Origin of the sequence: Desulfobulbus sp. (genome assembly GCF_031547805.1) — a bacterium.
Lineage (GTDB): Bacteria > Desulfobacterota > Desulfobulbia > Desulfobulbales > Desulfobulbaceae > Desulfobulbus.
In genome coordinates, this window is the sequence record NZ_JAVBRQ010000020.1 from 150,904 (window position 1) to 173,610 (window position 22,707).

Genomic DNA, 22,707 nt, shown 5'->3' on the forward strand with positions numbered 1-22,707 from the left:
CGGTTCACCCCGCCCGGTCGAGGGCCTGATCCAGATCCCACAACAGGTCCTCGGCATCCTCAAGCCCCACGCTCAACCGCACCATATCCGGCGTCACCCCGGCCTGCCGCAGTTCGTCCTCGCTCAGTTGGCCGTGGGTGGTGCTGGCCGGATGGATGGCCAAACTCTTGGCATCGCCGACATTGGCCACGTGGCTGAACAGCTGAAGCCGGTCGATGAATCGCTGCCCCGCTTCCCGTCCGCCCTCGATGCCGAAGGTGAGCACAGCCCCCGCCCCTTCGGGCAGATACTTGAGCGCCCGCTGGTGACTGGGATGATCGGCCAAGCCGGGATAGGATACCCAGGCCGCCTGGCGGTGTTCCCGCAGAAAGCGGGCCACGGCCAGGGTATTGGCCACATGCCGCTGCATGCGCAGGTCCAGGGTTTCGATCCCCTGCACGGTCAGCCAGCTGTTGAAGGGCGAGGCGGAGATCCCCAAATCCCGCAGCATCTGCACCCTGGCCTTGACGATGAAGGCGGGTGGGCCGAGGCTGCTGTAGACCAGGCCGTGGTAGGAGGGGTCCGGTTCGGTGAAGTCGGCAAATCGGCCGGAATCCCAGGCAAAGGTGCCCGCGTCCACCAAGAGGCCGCCGATGCAGGTCCCGTGGCCGTTGAGGAATTTGGTGGTGCTGTGGCTGACGATGGCGGCGCCCCATTCGATCGGCCGGCACAGGTAGGGGGTGGCCAGGGTGTTGTCGATCATCAGGGGCAGCCGGTGCGCCCGGGCAATGGCGCCGACCTCCTCGAAAGGAAAGACGATCAAGCCGGGGTTGCCCAGGGTTTCGCCGTAGACCAGCCGGGTGTTAGGCCGGATGGCCTGCTGGAAGGAATCCGGCTCGGCCGGATCGGCGAAGCTGACCTCGATCCCCAGCCGTGGCAGAGTGTAGCGCAGCTGGTTGTAGGTGCCGCCGTAGAGGCTGCTGCTGGAAACGATATGGTCGCCGGCCCGGCAGAGGGTCAGAAAGGCCAGGGTCTGGGCGCCATGACCGCTGGCCGCTGCCAGCCCGCCGATTCCGCCTTCCAGGTCCGCCACCCGCCGCTCAAGCACCTCGGTGGTCGGATTCATGATCCGGGTGTAGATATTGCCCGCCTCCTTGAGCGCGAACAGGTCGGCGGCGTGGGCCGAGTCGCGGAAGCGGTAGGAGGTCGTCTGGTACAGCGGCAGCGCCCTGCTGCCGGTCGCCGGATCGACGGGTTGGCCGGAATGGAGTTGCCGGGTGGCAAACCCCCACGATTTCTTTGGTTCTGTCATCTGCCACCTCCATGGCAACCGGGCGGAATTGCGCCCATCGCCGGGGAATGCGCTTGTTTTTGCGCGCAACAGCGCGGGATTGCTTCGCGGCGGAAAACGGGGACGGCCCGCAGCACAACCGGGGTTGGCCTCAATACGGGCTGCAAATCACCCGATTGCGGCCGGAGCCCTTGGCCAGGTAAAGCGACTTGTCGGCCAGTTGCAGCATGCTCTTCGACGAGGTCGGGCAGTGATCGTTGAGCGAGGCAACCCCGATGCTGACCGTGACCGCCCATTCCCGTCCCTGGTCGCTGAACCGGTGCTTTTCGACGATGCTCCGCATGCGCTCGGCAAAAAAACGGGCCTGCTCCAGGTGGGTGTTCGGGAGCGCCACCACAAACTCCTCGCCGCCGAACCGGGCGGCCAAGTCACCCCGACGGACGTTCTTTTTCATCAAGGTGCCGATGGTTTTCAGGACATAGTCGCCGAAATCGTGGCCGCAGGTGTCGTTGACCGCCTTGAAATGGTCGAGATCGAAAAACAGGCAGCAGAAATCGCATTGGGAGCGCTGCGCCCGGACGAACATTTCCTCGAAGGCTTCCTGAAAATACCGCCGGTTGCGCAGCCCGGTCAAGGCGTCGTTGACCGCCTTGTCGTACAGGTTCCGGTTCATCTCCTCCAAGTGGCGCATGTGGCGGCGCAGGTTGAGATGCACCTGGACCCGGGCCAGCAGTTCCTCGGCGATGAACGGCTTGACCAGGTAATCGGTGGCCCCGGCCCGGAACATCCGCAAAATCGCCTGGGATTCGCTGGTGGCGCTGAGGGAGATCATGGGCAGGTGCTCGGTTTCGGGACGCTGGCGGGTCAGGTGGATGAACTCGTCGCCGCGCATGACCGGCATCTCGAAATCGACGATGACCAGATCCACCTCGACCCGGCTGTCCTTGATGAGTTCGAAGGCCTGACGGCCATCTTCCGCCTCGAGGATCTTCAACCCGATCTGTTCCAGGCAGAACCGGACCATCTTCCGCAGGGACGTTTTGTCGTCGACGATGAGGGCGGTCATGTCGGCAAAGGTGTTTTTCGGCCTGAGTACCTTGCTGACCGCGACGGCGATTTCGCCCCGGGCAAAGGGCTTGGAGATGAATTCCAGGCTGCCGAGATGAAAGCAGCGGCTGCGGTTGTCGAAGCTGTCGTTGGCGGAGACGAAAAGCACCGGAATCCGGGCGTCCTTTTCCTCGAACACGCCCTGGGCCTCCATGGCCCGCAGCTGCTCGCAGCAGGCAAAGCCGTCCATCCTCGGCATGTCGATATCCAAAATGAGCATTTCGGGCAGCCTGCTCATCCAACGAAGCGACGACAGGGCCTCCAGGCCGTCGCTGAAGGTGACGACCTCGTATCCGGCGGCGCGCAATTCTCTCTGGATCACGGTTCGGACGGTGGAACTGTCGTCCACCACCACCACTGTTTGCCTCCCTGTCTCGTTGCCTCGTTCTTTTGCTTTGTCCGCCAACATGTTCTCCGTCATGGTCGCGCCCTGTCTGCCCCATTGTGGCGATCAGTTCGTTCACGCCGTTTTACAGATGTTTTCAAGCCCCCTCCTCTCTCCGGGGACGAAATTGCCACAGATAATTAATAATGAATATACCATGGCTGAAGTGTAATCTCCATTTGACGGTTTAGCTTCGGCTTTTTATTTTGACGTCACCTTTGCGTACCGGTTTCTCGGGCCCGCATGCCTTGCCGCCAACCCGGCGCGACCAGCGCCTCCGACCGGACTTCACAGCTCCGGCGGACCACCAGGAGAATCACTATGCTCTCGTTTTCCTTCAGTAATGGGGACACCCTCCCCGCACTCGGACTCGGCACCTGGAAATCATCGCCCGGCACGGTCCAGGCGGCGGTCGCGGAGGCGTTGGCCGCGGGCTACCGCCATATCGACTGCGCCCCCATCTATCAGAACGAACCGGAAGTCGGCCGGGCCGTCGCCGAGGCCATCGGCACCGGCACGGTCGCCCGCGGCGATCTTTGGCTGACCTCGAAACTGTGGAACAACGCCCACGCCCCGGAACGGGTCCGGCCGGCCCTTGAGCAAACGCTGGCCGACCTGCGCACCGACTATCTCGACCTCTTTCTCATCCATTGGCCGGTGGCCTTTGCCCCGGGCGTGCTTTTTGCCCGCAAAAAGGAAGAATTCATCCCGCTGGCCGACCTGCCGATCGCCGAAACCTGGAAAGCCATGGAAGCCTGCGTCGCCGCGGGGCTGGTCCGCCATATCGGCGTCTGCAATTTCAGCGTCGCCAAGCTGGAGGCCCTGTGCCGTCGGGCCACCATCCGCCCAGAGATGAATCAGGTCGAACTCCATCCCTACCTGCAACAACGGGCCACCCTCGATTTCTGCAAACAAAACAACATATTGGTCACGGCCTTCTCACCGCTCGGCTCCGGCGACCGGCCGGCCGCCATGAAAAAGGCTGACGAACCGACCCTGCTCGACAACCCGGTGATTCTCCAGGTGGCGGCCCGGCACGGGATCACGCCGGCGCAAGTTTTGCTGGCCTGGGCCCTGGCGCGCCAGACCGTGGTCATCCCCAAATCGGTCAATCCGGAACGGTTGCGGCAAAACCTTGCCGCCGCCGAGGTGCGGCTCGACGACCGGGACATGGCGGCGATCGCCGCGCTCGACCGGGGGTATCGCTTTGTCGACGGCTCGTTCTTCACCGGACCGCAATCCCCCTACACCGTGGCAGCGATCTGGGATGAATGAGCAGGGCCGAAAAGGCAGCTTGACGATCAGGCAGCTTGCTGCCGACGGCCTGCGGATCGACCGCTTCACCATGGCCCCCGGAGAGGCCTGGTGCCTGGTCGGCGGCAACGGTTCGGGCATCGAACAGTTCTGCGAGATCATTGCCGGGGAAAAAATCGACTTTCGCGCCAGGAAGCTGAGCCTGCCGCCGGACATCGGCGTGCTGTCGTTCAAGCGGCAACAGTCGATTTTCGAGGCCGAGCTCCGCAAAGACGACACCGACTATCTCGACCGGCTCGACCCCGGCACCCCGGCCCGCGCCTTCCTCACCGACATCGACCGACATCGCCGGCTGATCGAGCTGTTCGCCTTCTCCGACCTGCTCGACCGGGGCTATCGCCAGTTGAGTTCCGGCCAGGAGCGGAAACTCTGCCTGCTCCAGCAGATCACCGGGGGCGTCGGCCGGCTGATCCTGGAAAATCCCTACGAGGGGCTCGACAAGACCAGTCGGGTGGAACTGGACCGGGTGCTGGCCGGCCTGCGGGACCGGGGGCTGGGGCTGCTCATCCTGGTCAGCAACAGTGCCGACATCCCGGACTGGTGCACTCACCTCGCGGCCTTCCGCGTCGGCACCATCGCCGCCCAGGGACCTAGGACCGAGGTCCTGGCCGAGGTGACCGCCTGTCTGGCCAGCCAACCGCCGCTCTTCCGAGTGACGGTGGAGGACTTCCGCCAAGACCGCGGACAAGCGGAAGCAGCCGACGACTCCAACCTGGTCTCCCTGCGTTCGGGTTTTGCCCGCTACGGCGAGGTCGAGGTCTTCACCGGCCTTGACCTGGACATCGGCCGGGGCGACCACACCCTGATCACCGGCCCCAACGGCTGCGGCAAATCGACCCTGCTGCAGCTCATCTGCGGCGACCACCCGCTGTGCTACGCCAACGATCTGGCCCTGTTCGGCCAACGGCGCGGCAGCGGCGAATCCATCTGGGAGCTGAAACGACGCATGGGGATTCTCAGCCCGGACCTCCACCGCAACCACCGCGTGGCCGGCAGCGGGCTTGCCATCGTCGTTTCCGGGCTGTTCGATTCGATCGGGCTCTACACCCACCCCAGCGAGGCGCAGTTGCGGCTCGGCCGCCGCTGGCTGGAACGCCTCGGCCTGGCCCACAAGGCACAGCAGCCCTTCCGCCAGATGAATTACGGCGAGCAACGGCTGCTGCTGCTGGCCCGGGCGCTGATCAAGTCGCCGCAGCTGCTGCTCCTCGACGAGCCGACCCTGGGGCTCGACGAGCCCAATCGCATGGCACTGCTCGATTTTCTGGCTGGGATCGCCGGCGAGCAACTGGCCACCATCGTCTACGTCAGCCACCGCCCGGACGAGTACCGGGACTTTTTCCGGCAACATGTCCGGTTCGGATGAACACGGGCTGGCGGCGCCCGAACACCCGGCAGCCGGAGGCGAGGTCCCCGCTTCCCGCGCCGACGCGCTTGCACCCGGCCGGCCGCTGAGTGCCGGATCTACCGAACGCGCCTCAAGGAGCCCCATGTTTTTCGCATCGATCCGTTTCAAACTCATCGTCGGCGGCATCCTGGCGGCGCTCATTCCCATGGCGATCTGCGGCTATGTCGCCATCACCGATTCCACCAAGGCGGTGTCCCTGCTGAGCCGGACCAACGAGCAGTTCATCGCCGAGGGGACCGCCATGCAGGTCGAGGCCACCCTCGAGGGCGAGATGAAATTCACCGCCGCCTTTGCCGCCCGCACCCAGGTCCGGAACGCCGCTGAGGCGATCAGCGCCAAGGGTAACGGCGGGACCGCCGAGGCGCTCAGGCTGATCCGCCAGGATATCAAGAAACGGTTCGAGCTGCTCAACACCAACTATGCCGGCATTTTCCTTACCGATGCCGCCGGCATGCCTTTTGCCGAAGCCATGGAGGCCGGCGAAAGCCTGACAGCCTGGCACATTCCCGAGCATCCCTGTTTCATCGAGGCCCGGACAACCAGGAAACCGGCTTCCGGCGAAATCGCGTTCTCCCTGTCCACCCATGAACCGGTGATGATGATCTGCGCGCCGATCTTCACGGAAAACGGGCTTTTTCTCGGGGTTGTCGGCACCTTGCTCAAGGCCCCGGTCATCACCGACATGATCGTCAAGAGGAAGATCGGGGAGACCGGCTATTGCTTCATGGTCAACCAGAACGGCATCATCATCGCCCATCCGGACGAGAAGAACATCCTCAAGCTCGACCTTTTAAAGATACCAGCCATGGCGAACATGGCCCAGGCAATGATCGACGGACGGGCCGGGGCGGAATCCTATGTCTTCAAGGGCATCCGCAAGGTGGCCGGATTCGCCCCGGTCAAGGGCAAGGGCTGGAGCGTGGCCGCCACCCAGAACGCCGACGAATTCCTTGCCGGCGTCCTGTCGCTGCGCAACAGCATCGGCCTGATCATCCTGTTTTCGATCATGGTGACCTGCGCGATCATCTTCGTGGCCGCCACCTCCCTGACCCGCCCCTTGAATACCGTCATCCGGGGCCTCGAGGACATCGCCCAGGGCAAGGGCCGCACGGCCCTGTCCAAACGCATCGAGGTCACCTCCAACGACGAAATCGGCATTCTCTCGGAAAAATTCAACAGTCTGATGGAGTCGCTCCACAACATCGCCAACTTCAAGAAGGCGATCGAGGAGGAAGGCAACCTGGAGGATGTCTATCTGTGCATGGGCGAGGTCTTCACCCGGAAACTGGGGCTTGCGCACTGCTTCATCTTCCAGGTCGCCGCCGAAAAGAAGACCATGCTCCTGACCTACCCCGAGCAGGAGGAGGGCTCGGCCGCGCTCTTCTGCAACCCGGAAATTCTCGAGCGGTGCGAATTGTGCAAAGCCAACCGCATCGGCCACGTCGTGTCCTCGGTCCACTTTCCGGCCGTCTGCCGGCAATTCACCGGCCCGGACGGCACGGGCCACCATTGCCATCCCATTGTTGCCGGCGGCGCCACCGTGGCGGTGGTGATGTTCGTGTTCGAAACCGGACCCGCCGCTGCCGACCGGGTCTCCAAGGCGGAAGAGTACATCAATGAATCGCTGGCCGTCATCGAAACCAAGCGCTTGATGCGCTCCCTGCGCGACACCGCCCTGATCGACGACCAGACCGGCATGCACAACCGACGCTACCTTCAGGAATATACGGAGAAAATCGTGGCCGGCGTTCTGCGTCGGGGCAAGTCGATCGGCCTGATCATGTGCGACCTCGACTTCTTCAAGCAGGTCAACGACACTTACGGCCACCAGGCCGGCGATGTCGTTCTCAGGGCAACGGCCCAGGTCATCAAGCAGTCCGTGCGGGAAGCGGATATCGTCATCCGGTTCGGGGGGGAGGAATTTTTGATCGTGCTCCTGGATGTCAGCCGGAACGAAACCTTGCGCATCGCCGAAAAGATCCGGGTGCACATTGAGCAATTGACGGTCAAGCTGCCGGAAGCGGTCATCCAGACCACCATCAGCCTCGGGGTGAGCGAATTCCCCCTTGACACCGACACGCTCTGGAGTTGTATTAAATACGCCGATATCGCCCTTTACCGGGCCAAGACCGAAGGCCGCAACCGCTGCGTCCGGTTCAGCCGGGAGATGTGGACGGCGCCCGACGGCTTGGCGGGCTCGCGGCCCGGCCCGGCGGCGGCCGCGGCAAACCCCTCATAGAACGCAGGAGAAATCATGATACTGCCATATCGAGAATACCGGCCCCAGGTCGGCAAGGGCGGCTGGGTCGCCCCCAACGCCACCTTGATCGGCGACGCGGTCCTGGGCGAGGATGTGTCGCTCTGGTTCGGGGTTGTTTGCCGGGGCGATGTCCACCGCATCCGCATCGGCGCCCGCACCAACATCCAGGATCTCACCCTGCTCCACATCACCCAGCACGCGGGGACGGAGCGGGACGACCAGGACGGCCACCCGACGATCATCGGCAGCGAGGTCACGGTCGGCCATCGGGCCATTCTCCATGGCTGCACGGTGGGCGACCTCTGCCTGATCGGCATGGGGGCGATTATCCTCGATGGCGCGGTGATCGGCAGGGAGTCGATCGTGGGGGCCGGGTCGGTGGTAACGCCGGGCAAGCATTTTCCTCCCCGTTCCCTGATCATGGGGACACCGGCCAAGGTGGTCAAGGAGGTCAGCGACGCCCAGCTGCAGGAGATGCAGGCCTCGTGGCGGCGCTACGTGGCGTTGAAAAACGAATATCACGGCGCCGGGCTGGGCGACTGTTTTTAACGGCGGCCGCCGCTGGCCCGACGCCGGGCTGGATCAGAGGACCAAAACCGAGTTGGCCTCGCCAAACGCGTTGGGAGAATAGCCATCGGCCTCGACATCGTTGACCCAGACTCCGCCGTCGAGCACATAGCGAAAGCAATAGGAACGGCCGGCCGGCAAGGAGAGCGTGGCGGAAAAACTGCCATCCTTGAGTTTCTTCATGGGCGTCTCCCGCAGCGACCAGTCGTTGAATTCGCCAGCCAGCACCGCGGTTTCTGCCTTTTCCTCGTTTTCGTACTTGAAGGTGACACGGCACACCGTTCCGGTTTTGGAATAGCTTTTCTTCAACATGGGTGAGATCTCCTTGCCCCTGGAGGGCGGCTTGACTCAAGTTGTGAAGCAACGCGGCGGTATTCCGAAAAATAGTATAACAACCGCTTGCCAGGGGCAAGCACTATCTCAATGGGCCGCCCGCCGGACCGCCCGCACCCGATAGCACGCAGGCCCGACGCGATACCACGAAGTGGCCTGCAAATCCATTGTTCCCTGCACCCGACCCCTGTTGTTCACCTGTCAATCCACTTGTACCCGTCTTTGACTTGTCTTTATTCTTCCGTGTGAACCAATCATGATGCCCATATCCTCCCCTGTTGCGCAATCCGTCCCACGCTTGCCCGAACTGCTGGCCCCGGCCGGCAATTTCGAAAAACTGGTCACGGCCATCCACTATGGCGCCGACGCCGTGTATCTGGGAGGCAAGGCCTTCAGCCTCCGCGCCCGGGCCGCCAATTTCGAGGAAGACGAATTGCGGCGGGCCGTGGCCTACGCCCACGGGCGCGGCGTTAAGGTCTACGTCACGGTCAACATCTTCGCCCATGGCCGCGACCTGGAACCGCTGGAGTCCTATGTGCTCTTGCTGCGGGAGATCGGCGTCGACGGCTGCATCGTCAGCGATCCCGGCGTGCTGGCCATCGCGCGGCGGCTGGCTCCCGAGTTGCCGCTCCATTTGTCCACCCAGGCCAACGTGACCAACGCCGCCAGTGCCCGCTTTTGGGTCGAACAGGGCGGGGTACGGCGGCTGAATCTCGCCCGGGAGCTCGGTTTGGCCGAGATCCGGGACATGCGGGCCGCCACGTCCGCCGAACTGGAAGTGTTCGTCCATGGGGCACTGTGCATTTCCTACTCGGGACGCTGTCTGCTCAGCCAGTATTTCACCGGTCGCAACGCCAATCAGGGCGACTGCGCCCACCCCTGCCGTTACGCCTACGCTGTGGTTGAAGAAAAACGGCCGGGGCAGTATTTTCCTGTAGAAGAAGACCAGCGCGGAACCTATATTTTCAATTCCCGCGACCTCTGCCTGCTGGACCGGCTGCCGCTGTTGATCGCTGCCGGCGTCGATGCGATCAAGATTGAAGGCCGAATAAAATCGGCAGGTTACGTTGGGGCGGTGGTTCGGCTGTACCGATTGGCCCTCAATTGGATCCACCAGCAACTTTTTTCAGGCCAATCGCTAGTTAGCCTCGCATTGCCCGAAGTTTTTCACAAGGAATTGAACAAGATCGGTACTCGGGGCCAAACGGAAAACTTTTTTACCGCCACCCCTTCATCCGCCGACATGTTGTATGATAGAATGCGTTTTGAACAAAGATTTGTGCCGGTCGGCATTATTCGCGCCGTCGACCCTTTTCTGATCGAAACACGGCATGCGATTGCCGTTGGCGACCGCGTGGAATATCTTGGCCGGACCATCGAAACGGAAGCGGTGACGGTCAGAGACATCCGATTGGAAGACGGCACGCCGCTGCACCGTGCGAACCCGGGCAACAAAGTGATCCTGCAAACCGAACCTTCCCTGGCAACCATCGAACCCCATGCCTTGTTGCGCAAAGAGATGAAACTCGCATGAAACCTTTTCTCAATGTCCCCTTTCTTCCGGAGGACAAATATGTCGATTTTCTCTGTCAATGTGCCGCCGATCTGGACAGCACCTACTTCAGCCTGCTGCACAGCCAGATTCTCGACTGCCGCACCCAGATTGAACCGGTGCTGGCGACCAGTCAGGCGGCCAACATTGCGGGTTTGAAACGTCTGCGCGGACCGAAAAAATACGCCCTGCTCAACAGCCGGTTCTATCCCCCCGATCTTTTGACCGACCCCGGTTTCGCCAAATCAATCCTGGACAGCCTCGACCAATGCCTGGACCACGGTGTGCTCGACGGCATCGTCTATTGCGACCATTACCTGCTCCAGGCACTGGCCGACGGCTCCCCCGAGATCGCGGCCGAACTGGAAGCGGTGCCCAGCATCAACACCATGCCGGACTCGGTGCACAAAATCGAGGCCCAGCTGACCTACATCGGCGAAACCGGGTTCAAGCCGCCCGGCAAGATCATCCTCGACCGCGCGCTCAACCGCGACCTGGATCAACTGGCCGGGATCAGCCTGACCCTGCACCAGGACCTGCCCGGAATCAAGCTCGAGGTCCTGGCCAACGAAGGTTGCCTGCCCTATTGCCCCTTCAAGCTCTCCCACGATTCCTACATTGCCCTGGCCAACATGGAGTGCCGGGATCTGACCCGCAACTTCAACTTCGATATCGGCTGCATGCGGCTGCTGGACGAACAGCCGCACCGGCTTTTGCAATCGCCCTTCATCCGCCCGGAAGACATCGATCTGTACCTCTACCATGTGGACACGATCAAGCTGTGCGGCCGCACCCTGGGCACCGATTTCCTGATCAACGCCATCACCGCCTACCGGGCCCGACGATACGACGGCAATCTGCTCGACCTGCTGGACGCCGTCGCCTGGCTGGCCGATCGGCTCTATGTCGACAACAGCCTGCTGTCGTTCGATTTCGCCAACCTGCTCTCCCAATGCGACAACCGCTGCGACCGCTGCGGCTTCTGCCGGGAATTGTTCGACTCCATCACTCATCCCCTGCCCCTGATGATCAAAGACCTGCGCGTGACTGCCGATTGACAGGGGCAACCTGCACGGGTAAGGTGCGGTCGTTCGCCCGGTCCGCGTCGACAAAAATCTGCCTCGATGCGGCTCGGCGGCCGGTTCACTGCACCGGACACCCCAGACCTCTTTCGGCGGCCCGAGATGGAATCATTTGAACAGCTGTTGACCGAATCGACGCGTATTCACGGCCATATCTGCGCCGGACAGGTGATCGGCGTGCGCATGGCCATGGCCGGACTCGACCGGATCGGCATCACCGATCCCAAGAAAACGGAGCGGAAAAAGCTCTACGTCCTGGTCGAAATCGACCGGTGCGCCACCGACGCCATCCAGTCGGTCACCGGATGCAGCCTGGGAAAACGCTCGTTGCGCTGGCTCGACTTCGGCGTCATGGCGGCCACCTTCGTCAACCTCGACAGCGGCCGCGCGGTCCGGATCGTGGCCCGCGAAGAGGCCAGAACCCTGGCCGAGAGCTATTGTCCGGAAGTGGAGGACAAGTACCAACGCCAGTTGCAGGCCTACACCGTCATGCCCCTGGACGAGCTGTTCCTCTTCCAGGAGGTCGAGGTCAAGATTCCGGAATGCGCCCTGCCGGGACGGCCGTTGCGCCGGGTCCAATGCGACCAATGCGGCGACTGGGTCCAGGATTGCCGCGAACGGGAAAAAGACGGCCGCACGCTCTGCCGCGCCTGCGACGGCGAACGCTACTACCGGGTGCTCGACCGGACCGAACCGCAACCCGGCACCCCCGGCTGACATCATCCCGCCCGCCGGCCATGGCGGCCGCCGACCTTGCCCCTCCCCATGAGCGCGAACCGCCCGCGTCTACGCAGCTTCAGCCATCACTGCCGCGAACGCTACGGTCGGGCCATCGGCAAAATTCCGCTCGACCTGGGCCATCCTTGTCCCAACCGGGAGCGGGGCGGCTGCCTCTTCTGCCGGCCGGCCAGCTTCACCCCCCTTTCCCTGCGCCCCAACGACAGCCTGGACGAACAAATCCGGCGCGGCAAGCGGTTGCTCCTCAAGGGCCGGTTCCGTCATTATCTCGCCTATTTCCAGCAGGAGACCCCCACAGTCGTGGCCACGGCCCGGCTCATCCCCGCGCTGGCCCGGATTCTTGCCGACCCGGATTGCCTGGGAACGATCCTTTCCACCCGGCCCGATGCCATTGCCGACGATCTGCCCGCCGCCCTGGCCAGCCTGGTGCGGGACTGCGGCAAAACCTGCCTGGTCGAACTGGGCTTGCAGTCGATCCACGAACGCAGCCTGTGCCTGTTGCACCGCAACCACGGCTTGGCCGATTTCCTTGCGGCCCTGGCCAAGCTGCGGGCCGTGGACGGCCTGGAGGTCGGCGTCCACCTCATCCTGGGGATTCCGGGAGAAACGGAAGCCGACATGCTGGCCACGGTGCGCACCGTCGGCGCCCTTCCGATCCAGGCTCTGAAGCTGCACCATCTCCAGATCATCGCCGGCACCCCGCTGCACGATATGTACCGGCAGGGCCGGGTGCCGGTGTTCACGCGGGAACAGTATCTCGAATTGCTCCTGCGCCTGCTCCCTCATATTCCCTCCCACATCACCCTGCACCGCCTCTGGTCCACGGCCCACCCCGACCTACTGGTGGCGCCGCACTGGCATTGCCTGGCCGGCGAGTTGAGCCGGCAGCTTCTGCGGCACATGGAGGCGCGGGGAATCTGGCAGGGGCAGGCGGTGGACCACCGGAACGGATCACCCGAGGAAGAGCAGCCGTTCCAGCAGGGATGAATGGTTGGTGCGGCGCAACCGCGTGAGAAAGGGAGCGAAATCGATGCCGTAGCGTTGGCGGAAATCGGCACTGAGCTTCCGGGCGCGCCGGAGCGTTGCCCGGGAAATCTCGTTGGCAAAGCCCAACAGGATCACGTTGCTCCGCTTTTTGACCTGCATCCGCAGCAGCCGGCCCTCGCAGCCCTCCCAGGCCGCAGCCATGACTTGCTCGTACAGCTGGCGCTCGCCGCTCCATACGTTCACGGCCATCACCCCCTCCGGATGGAGGCAGGCGACAAGTTCCCGGTACAGGGCGGGATCGGCCAGGGCCGGTGCCATGCATCCCGGTCCGAAGATGTCGAGGAAAGCGACATGGTAGCTGGCGGGCGAGGCGGAACGGAGAAACGCCTGCGCATCCCGGTGGATGACCCGCAGTCCTTCCTGTTGGTGCGGCAGCAGGAAGACGCCATGGGCCAGCTCGATCACCAGTCGCTCCTTCTCCACGATGTCGATCCGGGCTCCGGGGTGATGATGGAGCAGGAAATGCGGCAGGGCACCGCCGCCCAGACCGACGACCAGAAAGGATTCCGGCCGGGGATGGAGCAGCAGCGCGGTGGTCATCCACCGGGTATAGGCAAGCTGCAGCTCCCAGGGCCGGCTGAGGTCGATGCTGGTCTGGCGCTCCTCGGTGCCGAAGCGCAGGCTCCGCACCCCGTCCTCGTCGGTGACCAGCACCGGGTGGTCCTCGGTCCGTCCGTTATACACCAGCTGGCGCATCGACCTTGCCCCGAAAAAAAAGGCCGCGGCTCCGAAAACTCGGGGCCGCGGCCTGCGATGAGCCGTCGACAAGCTGCCTGGCCGGAGCGATCCGCCCCATAAGAGCGATCACCATCCGGAGGCGGCGCACAATCTCACGTTGTTTTCATACACGATGAAAATCAGTTACATCCCTTGAGGCTTCAGCCACCGCTTTTGGCCGGAGCTTGCTTCTCGGCCTCGGAGGCCGAACCGGCGATGGCGCCGCGACTGATCTTGATTCTCACGTTATCGGCCACTTCCAAGGTAACGATCGTGTCACTCAATCCGGCGATCACGCCGTGGATGCCGCCGCCGGTGATCACCCGGTCGCCTTTTTTGAGGTTGGCCAGGTAATTTTGGTGTTCCTTGGCCTTTTTCTGCTGCGGGCGGATGAGCAAAAAATAGAAAACGACAAAGATGAGAATCAGCGGCACGAATTGGACAATGTTCGCCATTCCCGCAGGGGCCGCAGCGTCAGCGGCCCAGGCAACTCCACTCATGGATTTTCCTCCGGTTCAACTTGATGTTCGGCCAATGGTTCGGCCCGTTGCTGATAAAAGGCGTGGCGAAAGGCGAGAAAACGGTCCTGCCGGATCGCCTCCCGCATCCCGGCCATCAACGTGCAGTAGTAGTGCAGGTTGTGGATGCTGTTCAGCTGGTAAGCCAGGATCTCGCGGCTTTGAAACAGGTGGCGCAGGTAGGCGCGCGAAAAGTGGCGGCAGGTGTAGCAACCGCAGGTTTCGTCCACCGGTCGCTGGTCCTGCTGAAAACAGGCGTTTTTTATAACAAGTCTGCCCTGCGAAGTAAAGAGCATTCCATTGCGGGCATTGCGCGTCGGCATGACGCAATCGAACATGTCGATGCCGTGGTACACCCCTTCGACCAGATCCTCGGGCGTGCCCACCCCCATGAGGTAGCGGGCGTGGCCGGCCGGCAGCCGGTCGGCGGTGGCGGCCAGCACCTCGTGCATCAGCTCCTTGGGTTCCCCCACCGACAGTCCGCCCAGGGCATAGCCGTCGAAGCCGATCTCCACCAGCTGTTCGATCGCTTCCAGCCGCAGATCCGGAAACATGCCTCCCTGGACGATGCCGAACAGATGTTGGCCGGTCCCGCTCTGGGCGGCTCGGCAGCGCCTGGCCCAGCGGGTGGTCAGGGCGGTGGCCGCGATCGCCTCGTCGCGGCTGGCCGGATAGGGAATGCAGGTGTCCAACGCCATCATGATGTCCGAGCCGAGCGCCTCCTGGACCTGGACCGCATTCTCGGGGCTGAGAAACAGTCGGGAACCGTCGAGATGGGAGCGAAATGCCACCCCTTCCTCGGTGATTTTGGCCAGCTCCTGCAGGCTGAAGATCTGGAACCCGCCGGAATCGGTGAGAATCGGGCGCTGCCAGTGCATGAACCGGTGCAGCCCGCCAAAGGAGCGGATCAATTCGTGGCCGGGTCGGATGTAGAGGTGGTAGGTGTTGCCCAGAATGATCTGGGCCCCGATCTCTTCCAGGTTCGCCGGGGTCATCGCCTTGACCGAGGCCTGGGTGCCCACCGGCATGAATACCGGCGTGGACACGGTCCCGTGGAGGGTCGACAACTCGCCGTATCGGGCCTTGCATTCGCTGGAGCGGCCCAGCAGGGTAAAGGGGGAAGCGACGGTCATGGCGGCTTGCGGGGCTGGAATTATTCGACCCGGAGAATGGTGCCCTCGAAGTGGAGCACCTGGCCGGCGAGCGGGTGGTTGAAGTCGATGGTCGCGGTCGTGTCGCCGATGGCGGCCACCATGCCCTGCAGCTCCTGGCCTTCGGGCCCGACCGCGGTGAGGATCAGGCCCGGCTGCCGGGCCTCCTCGGGCACGTGCTCCAGGGGCACCTCGATCAGGGCCTCCTCGATCACGGCCCCGTAGCCGTCCTCCGGCTGGACGCTCACCTTGAAGGAATCGCCTGCTTTTTTCCCTTCCAGAACCCGCTCCAGGCCGAAAATGAGCTGTTCCTCGCCATGGGTGTAGGTGAGCGGTTCCCCGTCGGCGCTGGATTCCACGGTCTCGCCGTTGTCCAGGCTCAGAGTGTAGGTGATGGCCACGGTGCTGCCTGGGCTGATGATCATGGTGTCCTCGAAAGAAAAAGGGCCGGCCGGGACATGCACAGGAACATGGATAAAGCCGGGGGTGTCCGTCTGGAGTCTGTCCGCTGTCGCTCGCGCGCGGCAGCTGCGTGCGCACAGCTATAGCCTGCCCGGAGGACAATTGCAAGGCCGCTCTGGCCGGCTTTTCCGTCGGTTTCTCCGATCAGGCTACAAAGCGGCCAGCCGGCGTTCGAGTTGACCCTGCTGATTGTGGATCGAGAGCGCGAGGTGCAGCTGGACCAGGGCCCGGTGCAGGTTTTCCCCCGGTCGGCTGACCTTGAAATAGCGGTTGCCTTCCAGGTGGTCGGTGAAAAAGCGCAGGCCGAGTTCGAAGCCGATCAGGCCGGCGGCGGCCACCAGCAAGCCGCGATCCGCCGGGGTCAGCAGATCGGCGGCCCGGCGCAGATAACCGGCCATCAAAAACTGGAACAGGTCCGGATCGAAGACCGTGGCCTCGGGGTCGGTCCGGTGCTCGCCCTGTGGATTGCAGCAGGAGCGAAGGCAGTCGCCCAGATCGTGGAGCACCAGCCCCGGCTTGACCGTATCGAAATCGATCAGGCTCACCGCCCGGTCCCCGTCGGCGGCAAACAGGAAATTGGCCGCCTTGGGATCGCCGTGGATCACCCTGCGGCCGAGTCGGTCCCCGGCCTCTTCGAGCAGGGTGGCAATCGGCCGCAGGCGCTCGATCATCTCGCGGCACAGATCTTCCCGCCGATTGCCGCTCCAGGCCGCATGCCGGCACACCGCGTCATAGTGGGCCAGATACCGGGGCGTGACATGGAAATCGGGCAGCGGGTCGGCCAGGAGATCGGGATTAAGATCGGCGGTCAGCAGGTGAAAGGCGCCCAGCAGGCCGCCGACCGTCTCGGCCTGGGCCGGGGTCGTCAGGCTGGCCAGGGTACGGGTGCGGTCGAGCAGGGTCAACAGCCGCCAGCAGCAGCCGGCGGCGTCGATGCGATGGTCCTGGCCGTCGGGGGCGGCAATCAATTGGAAAAAAAACAGGCCGGGCGCACGCTCGGCAGCACGGCCGAGATGGGTGGTCACCAGCCGCATGTTGGCCATCACCGCCCCCATGTCGGGAAACACGTGGGGATAAAGCCGCTGCAGGACCACCTGCCGGCCGGTGGCCAACGTCACCTTCCAGGTGTCGTTGATATTGCCCCGGCCCAGCGGTTCCAAGGCAGCAACGGCCTGGTTCGGCAGGAAAAACGCCAAGGCGGCGGCGATGTCCGTGGTTGGGGATCGGCTCATCGTTGTCCGGGAGCGGGATATTTTTGCGCGTTGAGCGCCATTTTGTCCGCCGTCGCTGCCAGCGGGTCGATACCCAGGCGATCGGCCAGACGGGTCAGGTAGATGAGGACATCGGCGATCTCGAGCGCCACCTCGTTCCTGACGGCCGGCGGCAGGTTTTGGCTTTGCTCCGGGGTCAGCCATTGGAAGTGCTCCAGCAGCTCGGCCGCCTCGACGATCAGGGCCGAGGCCAGGTTTTTCGGGGTGTGGAAGGCTTCCCAGCCGCGCTCGTCGGCAAAACGGCGCAGTTGGACGGCAAGCTCATCAAGATTGGCAATCCGGCGGGACAAGGTCTGGGCCACGGCTCTCCTCCTCTATGCGGCAACCCGGCCAAGGTAGCGCAACGACGGCCGTTTGTCATCCTTGGCGAGGGGCCACGGCTCGGTTTGCCTGACGGCCGGCTTGCCCTGGGGCACCGATATCGGCCGCTATTTCGGCCGGGGCATGCAAAAAAACTTTCGCCGTTCCGCCCGCGACGATGATTTTGCTCCCCGTCGCCCGCCGGAACGCGCTATGGTGGCACATGCTGGCATATTGTGGCGGGAGCGGTGCGTCAACGAAACCTGCGCAGGCCAGGAAACCCGTCGGTTGCCCGGCGAGTTGCCAATAATAGCCCCATTCATGCGGAGTCAAAAAACCATGATCAACATCAAAACCCTTACCATCGCCGTCGCCCTGCTCCTGCCAGCCCCCCTGCTGGCCGCAGCGCAGGACCGCTTCGTCGCCAAGGTCAAACTCCCCACCGGCCAGACCGCGGTCGTGGCGGAAGGCGATTTCGAGGCGCGGTCCCTGGGCAGTTTCAGCGTGCGGCTGTATGAGGCGGCGCCCGCCCCGGACGAAACCACCTTCTTCATTGCCGGGCTCATTCGCCCCCGCGACGGGGTCATCGAAAAAACCCTGCTGGCCGACATCGATGGCGACCGTCAACCCGAGCTCATCGTGGTGGTGCGCTCGGCGGGAACCGGCGGCTATCTGTCGGCGCACGCCTTTGCCTTTGCCAAGGACCACCTGCTCTTTCGCGCCCAGGCCGAAGATCTTGCCGCGGATGCGGATCCGGTGCCCGCCCTGCGGCAAGCCGCGGACAAGCGAAGCTGAGGCAAGATGCGGCCGGGCGCCATGCCGGGCCGGATGCGCCGCTTGCCGCATTTCCGGCCATTCCATCTTCTTTTTTCGACAACGGAACAAGGGATATGACCAAGCTGTTTGTCTCCCTGCTCATGGTCCTCCTGCTGGCGGCCACCACCTGGGCAGCAGACCCGATGATGGCGCGAATCCGGGCGCTTGAACCGCTCATCGGCACCTTTCCCCCCAATATCCGGCCAGCGGAAGCCAAGGCGACCAAAAAGCGCTACGAGGGCCTGAAATCGGAGCTGGATACCCGCATCGCCGCCCACCCGCAGGACCTGGAGTCGTTGTACATGCGCGGCTATCTGCAGGGCATGGGCCACAACTTCGACTATCCGGGGGCCTGGCAGGGCGCCACCGACGACCTACAGGCGGTGCTTCGCGCCAATCCCGGCCATATTGCCGCCATGACGGCCCTGGCCACTTTGTGGGTGAACAGCAACCCCGCGCTCGCGCCCGAAGCGGAAAAGCTGTTCCGCAACGCCCAATGCCGCCAGGGCCGCGAACCGGTGGAAGAGGCGCAACGGGGCCTGTTCTTCGCCTTTTACTACCAGGGCAAGATGCGGGAGGCCTTGCGCCAGTCCGAATACCTGCTGCAAACCTGGCCGGACAACGAGCAGTATCGGCGTTACAACGAAACAATCCGCGCGGTCTTGCTGCGTGCCGAGGATTACCAGGCGCCACCGCCGGGCAAAGTCGACATGGCCGCCTGCGACAAGTAGCAGCGCCGATACCCCGACACGTCCCGGAGCCACCTCAACCAATGGCCGACAATCCCATGAGCAACGCGATCAGCAACACGCCCCAGCCGCCGTACAATGCGGTCATCTTCACCTCGCTGCGGACGCCGGGCGACCGTGGCTACGCGGGCACGGCCGCCCGCCTGGCCGAACTGGCCCAGGCCATGCCGGGTTTTCTTGGCGCGGAATCCGTCCGTGACGAGCACGGCGCCGGAATCACGGTCTCGTACTGGCAGAGCGAGGCCAGTATGCGCCATTGGTTGGAACAGGCCGAGCATGCGACGGCACGGCAATTGGGCAACAGCGGGTGGTACGAGGATTTTTCGGTGCGGGTGGCGCGGGTCGAACGGGCCTACGGCAAAGAGCGGCGCGACTGATGGCCCAGGTCCGGATGCCGCACTCCAAAGAGGCGGCCTCGGCCATGAATCGCGAGGCCTACAACCGGATCGCGCCGCAATGGCACCTTGCCCGCAGCACATTCGGCAAGCGCGAGCGCCTCTATCTCGAGGCCTTGCTGGCGGCGGTACCGGTCGGGGCGACGGTCCTGGATCTGGGCTGCGGCACCGGCCGGCCGATGGCCGAATATATCGTCGGCCAGGGCCGCCGCGTGCGGGGAATCGACCAGTCGGAGGCCATGCTGGCTTTTGCTCGGCAGTTGCTGCCGGATGAGCAATGGCTGCTGGCGTCCATGGAGCGCTGCGATCCAGGGCGGGGATATCATGGCGCGCTGCTGTGGGATTCGCTCTTCCACCTCCCGCGTGCCGAGCACGAGCCCATCCTGGCCAAGGTCGCGCTAGGGCTTGTACCGGGCGGTAGGTTGATGCTGACCGTGGGCGGCTCGGCGCAGCCGGCATTCACGGACGCCATGTTCGATCAAGAGTTCTTCTACGATTCCAATACACCCGAGGAAACGGAAGGGATTCTCGGCCGCCTCGGCTGTCGCCCGATCCTTGCCGAGTTCATGGAGCTGCCCGATGGCGGCAGAAACAAGGGCCGCTACGCCATCGTGGCGGAAAAGGCCTGACAGCGCGCGGCGACGCCTGTCCGGACGGCCGCTTCTTCAACTTACCCCCCCTGCGAGGTCACGCCATGTCGCTTGCTCTCTTACTCATCGACATTCAAAACGACTACTTTCCCGGCGGCGCCATGGAAGTGCCGGGCGCCACCGAGGCCGCGGCCAAGGCTGCGGCCCTGCTGGCGGCTTTCCGAAACAAATCGCTGCCCGTCATCCACGTTCAGCACCTCGCCGCCCGTCCGGGAGCGACCTTTTTCCTGCCCGGCACCACCGGGACGGACATCCACCCGTCGGTTCAGCCACTGGCCGGTGAGACGGTCTTCCAGAAGCACTTTCCGAGCTGCTTCCGACAGACGCCGCTGCTGGAGCATTTGCAGCGGGAAAACATCACCCGGCTGCTGGTCGCGGGCATGATGACTCAGATGTGCATCGACACCACGGTGCGGGCTGCGGCCGATCTCGGCTTCCCCTGCCTGGTGGCGCACGACGCCTGCGCGGCCCGTTCCCTTGCCTTTGGCGGTAGAGAGGTCGTTGCCGAGGATGTGCAGGCGGCGTACTGCGCCGCGCTCAACGGCCCCTTCGCCCAGGTGCTGCCATCGGCGGAGTTGCTCGCCAGCCTCTGAGCTTGCGGGTAGGGTGTTGCTCATCGGCCGAATTACTTCCCGCTGCGGACGATGCAAACGATATCGGCATTGCCAATTTTTCCAATTTTTCGGAATCACTTGCCGCGACTGTTATTTTTCATAAAAATTACAGGATGTTCTTGCTCTTGGCGTTTTTTCGGAAAACGAGAAAAAAATCTCATATGCGGAATATATTCGAGCAGAAAATCGATTTACCCTCAATTTTTGCAAAAATTTAACCTAACAATACCAATTAGTTGGCGTTGATTTTGCATGTAAAACATGCGTCTGCAAATTGAAGTCTATCCAACATGGTCAACTGATTTTTATTTCCCATGGAGGAGAGAACTTGTAACTTTGGCGCGCTGTCGTATTGGTGGCACAGGGATACCCCCCATGTTTTTTTCATTTTAACGCGAGGATTGCCCGTGAGAAACATTCTTTTATTGAGCTTTTTGGCATTTTTTTTAAATCCGACTCATGCAAAATGCTACGTCCTCAACGGCCTCGATTATCAAGGGGGAGGATCGTTGTATGAGTTCCAAAGTTACAATGATATCGTTGCCAGTTTAGAAGGAACCGGAAGTCGGCTGGCCACAATAGAAGAAATATCCAACCTCTTTGAACATTTCAACTTATCAATAGGCGCCTTGAGTTCAATCGAAGAAGATGATTTAAAAAAATTTGAAAGCTATTTTCCGGTTTCATACGGAGACGGAGCATTATTTACAGATATGTCATATTCTATTATAGCCGGTAGGCTCCAAATGGAAGAAGGCCAAACAGAAGTCCCTTTTGCAACCCTTTACATAGGTTCACAATGGAGTCTTGTTAATGGCGAGAACAAATTGACATATAATGTATGGACCGAAATATCCGACACTGGAATTAATCCAGATGATGATTCAAGAGAAGGAATGACGGCTTGGATCGTTACCCCTGTACCGGAACCTTCCACCATCCTTCTCTTTGGCGCCGGGTTGATGGGGATTTGTGCTGCTTCAAGAAGAAGAATCCGCTCATAGCCGACAGTTCGATATGAAATCCACAGCCCGCCTCTCGGCGGGCTTTTTTGTGGCCCCTCCTGTGGCCAAGCCCAGGCCTCCGGGAGTTTCAGGTCTTGATCGCCGGCCGTAGCGGAGCCGAAGTCACAGGTTCAGAAGGAACTGCGAAGACAACAAAAAGCGCCATGCCGGGATCGGCCATGTGAAGATGGAGATCAAGCTGGGTCGCAATCACCACTTGGGCACACTCGGCGACAATATCAATACTCTGCCCTCTTGGACGGGCTACAACTGTCTCATCGTCAAAAAATTGCGGGAGGCGTTGCTTCTTTTTTCGCCGAATTGCTGCGGTGCTGCGCTTGCGCCCGGATGTCCGAAGGAATTTGCGAGTTGCCTAATCCGCACGCACAATGGCTTCATCAGAGGCAACGGGCCCATTCAGGCCGCCGGCGCCGTCACCAGGTCCCTGATCCGTGCAACCACCTCGGCCACCGCTCGCTCGACCTCGGGCGACATCTGCTGGGTGAATTCCTTGATTTCCTTGACCTCGACCAGCAGGATGCGGATCTCGGCGGGCATCTCCTCGGGAAAGCAGACGTAGCCGGTTTTCAGGGTGGTGCCCAGGGTGATGGCATGCGAGTTGACCAGGGCATGGGTGGTGAAGATGTCGTCTACGCCCACCTCGAGGATGGTGCCAGGCGCATTGCCCAGCTTGCAGGCATCGACCACGATCGCCCGTTCGTAGCCCCGCACCTTGTCCATCACCTCGAAGCCGACGGTATAGACCACCTCGGTGTGGCAGGCCAGTCCCTCGCGTTCCAATCGCTCGACCACCACCACGCCGGCGCGGTCATCCTGGAGATAGGGATTACCGATACCGATCACCACGCATTTTGCTTTCATGTCCGCCCTGTCGTCGAAGGGAAAGGGCCGGAAGAGGCAAAAAACCCCTTCCGGCCCGGGGAAGTGAAACAGAGGGGGGATGGATTCGGACGGCCACCGGTCCACCGGGATTGTGCTC

General features: G+C 62.6%; 24 protein-coding genes. 14 read left to right on the plus strand and 10 right to left on the minus strand.

Going from position 1 to position 22,707, the window contains the following annotated elements; translation table 11 throughout:
- Positions 1 to 4: 4 nt before the first annotated feature.
- A complete protein-coding gene (locus RMR13_RS07885) occupies positions 5 to 1,291 on the minus strand; it encodes an O-acetylhomoserine aminocarboxypropyltransferase/cysteine synthase family protein (protein WP_310600094.1) in 1,287 nt (428 codons plus the stop codon).
- A gap of 130 nt (positions 1,292 to 1,421) precedes the next feature.
- Entirely contained in the window at positions 1,422 to 2,798 is a 1,377-nt protein-coding gene (locus RMR13_RS07890) for a diguanylate cyclase (protein ID WP_310600095.1), read from the minus strand.
- A 285-nt stretch (positions 2,799 to 3,083) separates the two neighbouring features.
- On the opposite strand from RMR13_RS07890, the gene RMR13_RS07895 reads away from it, so the two are divergent.
- The 4 genes from RMR13_RS07895 (at position 3,084) to RMR13_RS07910 (ending at position 8,290) form a co-directional block, all read left to right on the plus strand.
- Complete coding sequence (locus tag RMR13_RS07895) at positions 3,084 to 4,037, plus strand: aldo/keto reductase (RefSeq protein WP_310600096.1); 954 nt, start codon at positions 3,084 to 3,086, stop codon at positions 4,035 to 4,037.
- Complete coding sequence (locus RMR13_RS07900; RefSeq protein ID WP_310600097.1) at positions 4,030 to 5,439, plus strand: ATP-binding cassette domain-containing protein; 1,410 nt, start codon at positions 4,030 to 4,032, stop codon at positions 5,437 to 5,439. The genes RMR13_RS07895 and RMR13_RS07900 overlap by 8 nt, the downstream gene beginning before the upstream one ends.
- A 124-nt stretch (positions 5,440 to 5,563) precedes the next feature.
- The gene (locus RMR13_RS07905; RefSeq protein ID WP_310600098.1) at positions 5,564 to 7,720 is read left to right on the plus strand and encodes a diguanylate cyclase; all 2,157 of its coding nucleotides are present in this window, start codon (positions 5,564 to 5,566) and stop codon (positions 7,718 to 7,720) included.
- A 15-nt stretch (positions 7,721 to 7,735) separates the two neighbouring features.
- Positions 7,736 to 8,290, plus strand: coding sequence for a gamma carbonic anhydrase family protein (locus tag RMR13_RS07910; RefSeq protein ID WP_310600099.1), 555 nt, complete (start codon positions 7,736 to 7,738; stop codon positions 8,288 to 8,290).
- Positions 8,291 to 8,323: 33 nt separating this feature from the next.
- On the opposite strand, the gene RMR13_RS07915 is transcribed toward RMR13_RS07910, so the two are convergent.
- A complete protein-coding gene (locus tag RMR13_RS07915) occupies positions 8,324 to 8,620 on the minus strand; it encodes an isoamylase early set domain-containing protein (RefSeq protein ID WP_310600100.1) in 297 nt (98 codons plus the stop codon).
- 277 nt (positions 8,621 to 8,897) lie between these two features.
- Between RMR13_RS07915 and RMR13_RS07920 the strand changes: the two genes are divergently transcribed.
- The 4 genes from RMR13_RS07920 to RMR13_RS07935 all read left to right on the plus strand — a co-directional run bounded on the left by RMR13_RS07920 (position 8,898) and on the right by RMR13_RS07935 (position 13,000).
- Positions 8,898 to 10,175: a U32 family peptidase gene (locus RMR13_RS07920; RefSeq protein WP_310600101.1), complete on the plus strand. Its 1,278-nt coding sequence runs from the start codon at positions 8,898 to 8,900 to the stop codon at positions 10,173 to 10,175.
- Positions 10,172 to 11,251, plus strand: a complete 1,080-nt coding sequence (locus RMR13_RS07925) for a hypothetical protein (protein WP_310600102.1) — start codon at positions 10,172 to 10,174, stop codon at positions 11,249 to 11,251. The genes RMR13_RS07920 and RMR13_RS07925 overlap by 4 nt, the downstream gene beginning before the upstream one ends.
- A 126-nt stretch (positions 11,252 to 11,377) precedes the next feature.
- Positions 11,378 to 11,992 (plus strand): FmdE family protein, encoded by a 615-nt coding sequence (locus tag RMR13_RS07930; protein ID WP_310600103.1) that lies wholly within the window; start codon positions 11,378 to 11,380, stop codon positions 11,990 to 11,992.
- A 48-nt stretch (positions 11,993 to 12,040) separates the two neighbouring features.
- Positions 12,041 to 13,000: a TIGR01212 family radical SAM protein gene (locus RMR13_RS07935; protein WP_310600104.1), complete on the plus strand. Its 960-nt coding sequence runs from the start codon at positions 12,041 to 12,043 to the stop codon at positions 12,998 to 13,000.
- Here RMR13_RS07935 and RMR13_RS07940 read toward each other — a convergent pair.
- The 6 genes from RMR13_RS07940 to RMR13_RS07965 all read right to left on the minus strand — a co-directional run bounded on the left by RMR13_RS07940 (position 12,965) and on the right by RMR13_RS07965 (position 17,481).
- Positions 12,965 to 13,756 (minus strand): hypothetical protein, encoded by a 792-nt coding sequence (locus tag RMR13_RS07940; protein WP_310600105.1) that lies wholly within the window; start codon positions 13,754 to 13,756, stop codon positions 12,965 to 12,967. The two genes, RMR13_RS07935 and RMR13_RS07940, sit on opposite strands and share 36 nt — an antisense overlap.
- A gap of 182 nt (positions 13,757 to 13,938) precedes the next feature.
- Complete coding sequence (gene yajC / locus RMR13_RS07945; protein ID WP_310600106.1) at positions 13,939 to 14,277, minus strand: preprotein translocase subunit YajC; 339 nt, start codon at positions 14,275 to 14,277, stop codon at positions 13,939 to 13,941.
- Positions 14,274 to 15,428, minus strand: a complete 1,155-nt coding sequence (gene tgt / locus RMR13_RS07950) for a tRNA guanosine(34) transglycosylase Tgt (RefSeq protein WP_310600107.1) — start codon at positions 15,426 to 15,428, stop codon at positions 14,274 to 14,276. The genes yajC and tgt overlap by 4 nt, the downstream gene beginning before the upstream one ends.
- A gap of 20 nt (positions 15,429 to 15,448) precedes the next feature.
- Positions 15,449 to 15,871: an FKBP-type peptidyl-prolyl cis-trans isomerase gene (locus RMR13_RS07955; protein ID WP_310600108.1), complete on the minus strand. Its 423-nt coding sequence runs from the start codon at positions 15,869 to 15,871 to the stop codon at positions 15,449 to 15,451.
- Between the two features lie 186 nt (positions 15,872 to 16,057).
- Positions 16,058 to 17,140 carry an aminoglycoside phosphotransferase family protein gene (locus RMR13_RS07960; protein ID WP_310600109.1) on the minus strand — a complete coding sequence of 361 codons (1,083 nt, stop codon included), beginning with the start codon at positions 17,138 to 17,140 and terminating at the stop codon, positions 16,058 to 16,060.
- Positions 17,137 to 17,481, minus strand: a complete 345-nt coding sequence (locus RMR13_RS07965) for a nucleotide pyrophosphohydrolase (protein WP_310600110.1) — start codon at positions 17,479 to 17,481, stop codon at positions 17,137 to 17,139. Before RMR13_RS07965 ends, RMR13_RS07960 begins: the two co-directional genes overlap by 4 nt.
- A 337-nt stretch (positions 17,482 to 17,818) precedes the next feature.
- Between RMR13_RS07965 and RMR13_RS07970 the strand changes: the two genes are divergently transcribed.
- From RMR13_RS07970 to RMR13_RS07995, 6 genes are all read left to right on the plus strand, one after another.
- Complete coding sequence (locus RMR13_RS07970) at positions 17,819 to 18,274, plus strand: PliI family lysozyme inhibitor of I-type lysozyme (protein ID WP_310600111.1); 456 nt, start codon at positions 17,819 to 17,821, stop codon at positions 18,272 to 18,274.
- A 95-nt stretch (positions 18,275 to 18,369) separates the two neighbouring features.
- Positions 18,370 to 19,026 carry a hypothetical protein gene (locus RMR13_RS07975; protein WP_310600112.1) on the plus strand — a complete coding sequence of 219 codons (657 nt, stop codon included), beginning with the start codon at positions 18,370 to 18,372 and terminating at the stop codon, positions 19,024 to 19,026.
- Between the two features lie 41 nt (positions 19,027 to 19,067).
- The gene (locus tag RMR13_RS07980; protein ID WP_310600113.1) at positions 19,068 to 19,421 is read left to right on the plus strand and encodes an antibiotic biosynthesis monooxygenase; all 354 of its coding nucleotides are present in this window, start codon (positions 19,068 to 19,070) and stop codon (positions 19,419 to 19,421) included.
- Positions 19,421 to 20,068, plus strand: coding sequence for a methyltransferase domain-containing protein (locus RMR13_RS07985; RefSeq protein ID WP_310600114.1), 648 nt, complete (start codon positions 19,421 to 19,423; stop codon positions 20,066 to 20,068). Before RMR13_RS07980 ends, RMR13_RS07985 begins: the two co-directional genes overlap by 1 nt.
- A 65-nt stretch (positions 20,069 to 20,133) precedes the next feature.
- Positions 20,134 to 20,682, plus strand: a complete 549-nt coding sequence (locus RMR13_RS07990) for a cysteine hydrolase family protein (protein ID WP_310600115.1) — start codon at positions 20,134 to 20,136, stop codon at positions 20,680 to 20,682.
- A gap of 428 nt (positions 20,683 to 21,110) precedes the next feature.
- Positions 21,111 to 21,707, plus strand: a complete 597-nt coding sequence (locus RMR13_RS07995; protein WP_310600116.1) for a PEP-CTERM sorting domain-containing protein — start codon at positions 21,111 to 21,113, stop codon at positions 21,705 to 21,707.
- Positions 21,708 to 22,124: 417 nt separating this feature from the next.
- On the opposite strand, the gene RMR13_RS08000 is transcribed toward RMR13_RS07995, so the two are convergent.
- Positions 22,125 to 22,589, minus strand: coding sequence for a hydrogenase maturation protease (locus RMR13_RS08000; RefSeq protein ID WP_310600117.1), 465 nt, complete (start codon positions 22,587 to 22,589; stop codon positions 22,125 to 22,127).
- Between the last annotated feature and the right edge of the window lie 118 nt (positions 22,590 to 22,707).

Coding starts and splice junctions, on each gene's coding strand:
- RMR13_RS07970 (WP_310600111.1), top strand. CDS start 17,819: ATGATCAACATCAAAACCCTTACCATCGCCGTCGCCCTGCTCCTGCCA.
- RMR13_RS07885 (WP_310600094.1), bottom strand. CDS start 1,291: ATGACAGAACCAAAGAAATCGTGGGGGTTTGCCACCCGGCAACTCCAT.
- RMR13_RS07920 (WP_310600101.1), top strand. CDS start 8,898: ATGATGCCCATATCCTCCCCTGTTGCGCAATCCGTCCCACGCTTGCCC.
- RMR13_RS07895 (WP_310600096.1), top strand. CDS start 3,084: ATGCTCTCGTTTTCCTTCAGTAATGGGGACACCCTCCCCGCACTCGGA.
- RMR13_RS07935 (WP_310600104.1), top strand. CDS start 12,041: ATGAGCGCGAACCGCCCGCGTCTACGCAGCTTCAGCCATCACTGCCGC.
- RMR13_RS07905 (WP_310600098.1), top strand. CDS start 5,564: ATGTTTTTCGCATCGATCCGTTTCAAACTCATCGTCGGCGGCATCCTG.
- RMR13_RS07925 (WP_310600102.1), top strand. CDS start 10,172: ATGAAACCTTTTCTCAATGTCCCCTTTCTTCCGGAGGACAAATATGTC.
- RMR13_RS07915 (WP_310600100.1), bottom strand. CDS start 8,620: ATGTTGAAGAAAAGCTATTCCAAAACCGGAACGGTGTGCCGTGTCACC.
- RMR13_RS07990 (WP_310600115.1), top strand. CDS start 20,134: ATGTCGCTTGCTCTCTTACTCATCGACATTCAAAACGACTACTTTCCC.
- RMR13_RS07890 (WP_310600095.1), bottom strand. CDS start 2,798: ATGACGGAGAACATGTTGGCGGACAAAGCAAAAGAACGAGGCAACGAG.
- RMR13_RS07980 (WP_310600113.1), top strand. CDS start 19,068: ATGGCCGACAATCCCATGAGCAACGCGATCAGCAACACGCCCCAGCCG.
- RMR13_RS07910 (WP_310600099.1), top strand. CDS start 7,736: ATGATACTGCCATATCGAGAATACCGGCCCCAGGTCGGCAAGGGCGGC.
- RMR13_RS07940 (WP_310600105.1), bottom strand. CDS start 13,756: ATGCGCCAGCTGGTGTATAACGGACGGACCGAGGACCACCCGGTGCTG.
- RMR13_RS08000 (WP_310600117.1), bottom strand. CDS start 22,589: ATGAAAGCAAAATGCGTGGTGATCGGTATCGGTAATCCCTATCTCCAG.
- RMR13_RS07975 (WP_310600112.1), top strand. CDS start 18,370: ATGACCAAGCTGTTTGTCTCCCTGCTCATGGTCCTCCTGCTGGCGGCC.
- RMR13_RS07960 (WP_310600109.1), bottom strand. CDS start 17,140: ATGAGCCGATCCCCAACCACGGACATCGCCGCCGCCTTGGCGTTTTTC.
- yajC (WP_310600106.1), bottom strand. CDS start 14,277: ATGAGTGGAGTTGCCTGGGCCGCTGACGCTGCGGCCCCTGCGGGAATG.
- tgt (WP_310600107.1), bottom strand. CDS start 15,428: ATGACCGTCGCTTCCCCCTTTACCCTGCTGGGCCGCTCCAGCGAATGC.
- RMR13_RS07930 (WP_310600103.1), top strand. CDS start 11,378: ATGGAATCATTTGAACAGCTGTTGACCGAATCGACGCGTATTCACGGC.
- RMR13_RS07985 (WP_310600114.1), top strand. CDS start 19,421: ATGGCCCAGGTCCGGATGCCGCACTCCAAAGAGGCGGCCTCGGCCATG.
- RMR13_RS07900 (WP_310600097.1), top strand. CDS start 4,030: ATGAATGAGCAGGGCCGAAAAGGCAGCTTGACGATCAGGCAGCTTGCT.
- RMR13_RS07955 (WP_310600108.1), bottom strand. CDS start 15,871: ATGATCATCAGCCCAGGCAGCACCGTGGCCATCACCTACACTCTGAGC.